At 56.2% G+C, this 1386-nt stretch carries 1 protein-coding gene; it reads left to right on the top strand.

Annotated elements, in window-relative coordinates:
• Positions 1-1386: DUF1601 domain-containing protein (locus ACO6V1_RS23925; RefSeq protein WP_422469098.1), on the top strand; the 1386-nt coding region annotated here is incomplete at both ends.

Raw genomic sequence — 1386 nt, 5'->3', positions numbered from 1 at the left:
TACTTCAGCGGGTGTTTTTACCCCTTATAAACCCATGCATGAGCGTGTTCAGTTCACTCAAGCTGCCTTATTGTCAACTCTGCTTGATGCAATAATATTTAACTGCTACCAAAAACCTGGAGCCCGGGATATTGATGCCCGGGGAATCACCAGCCTGCTGTGGGCCATGGCGAAACTGGTGGACAACGGGCAGAAGCAGACACCAGAGTTCAAAAAGGCCGTGGCCGCCCTGTTGCCCCTTGTGAACGTACAGAAAGACCAATTCAATCCCCAGGGTATCGCCAACCTGCTGTGGGCCATGGCGAAACTGGTGGACAACGGGGAGTGGACACCAGAGATCAACGAGGCCGTTGCCGCGTTGTTATCCCGGGTGAACGCACAGAAAGCTAACTTTAACCCACAGGAAATCTCTAACCTGCTGTGGGCCATGGCGAAACTGGTGGACAGCGGGCTGGAGCGGACACCAGAGCTCAAGGAGGCCGTAGCTGTGCTACTGCCTCACGTTAACATACAGAAAGACCAATTTATTCCTCAGGCTATCGCCAACCTGCTGTGGGCCATGGCGAAACTGGTGGACAAGGGGCTGGAGCAGACACCAAAGCTCAACAAGGCCGTGGCCGCGTTGTTGCCCAAGGTGAACACTCAGAAAGCTAACTTTAACACACAGGAAATCACCAACCTGCTGTGGACCATGGCCAAACTGGTGGACAGCGGACAGGAGCGGACACCGGGGCTCAACGAGGCCATGGCTGCGCTGTTGCCCCAGGTGAACGCACAGAAAGACCTGTTTAATGCCCAGGCTATTGTCAACCTGCTGTGGGCCATGGCGAAACTGGTGGACAACGGGCTGAAGCGGACACCAGGGCTCAAAGAGGCCGTGGCCGCCCTGTTGCCCCTCGTAAACGCACAGAAAAACCAGGTTAATCCCCAGGGCATTGTCAACCTGCTGTCGGCTATGGCGAAACTGGTGGAAAACGGGCTGGAGCGGACACCAGGGCTCAAAGAGGCGGTGGTGGCGCTGTTACCCCATGTGAACGCACAGAAAGGCCAATTTACTGCCCAGGGAATCGCCAACCTGCTGTGGGCCATGGCGAAACTGGTGGACTATGGGCTGAAGCAAACATCAGGGCTCAAAGAGGCCGTGGCCGGGCTGTTGCCCCAGGTGCAGGCACAGAAAGACCAATTTAACCCTCAGAATATCGCCAACCTGCTGTGGGCCATGGCGAAACTGGTGGACAACGGGCTTGAGCAAACACCGGGGCTCAACGAAGCCCTGGTCGCGCTGTTGCCCCGGGTGATCGCACAGAAAGACCAATTTAATGTCCAGGATATCACCAACATGCTGTGGGCCCTGGCGAAACTGGTGGACAACGGTCAGGAGCAGAC

The sequence above is a fragment of the Endozoicomonas sp. ALC013 genome, from assembly GCF_049310205.1.
Classification (GTDB): domain Bacteria; phylum Pseudomonadota; class Gammaproteobacteria; order Pseudomonadales; family Endozoicomonadaceae; genus Endozoicomonas.
Note: the sequence above shows the minus strand (reverse complement) of the source record. Positions and strands in the feature narration are given on the sequence as shown.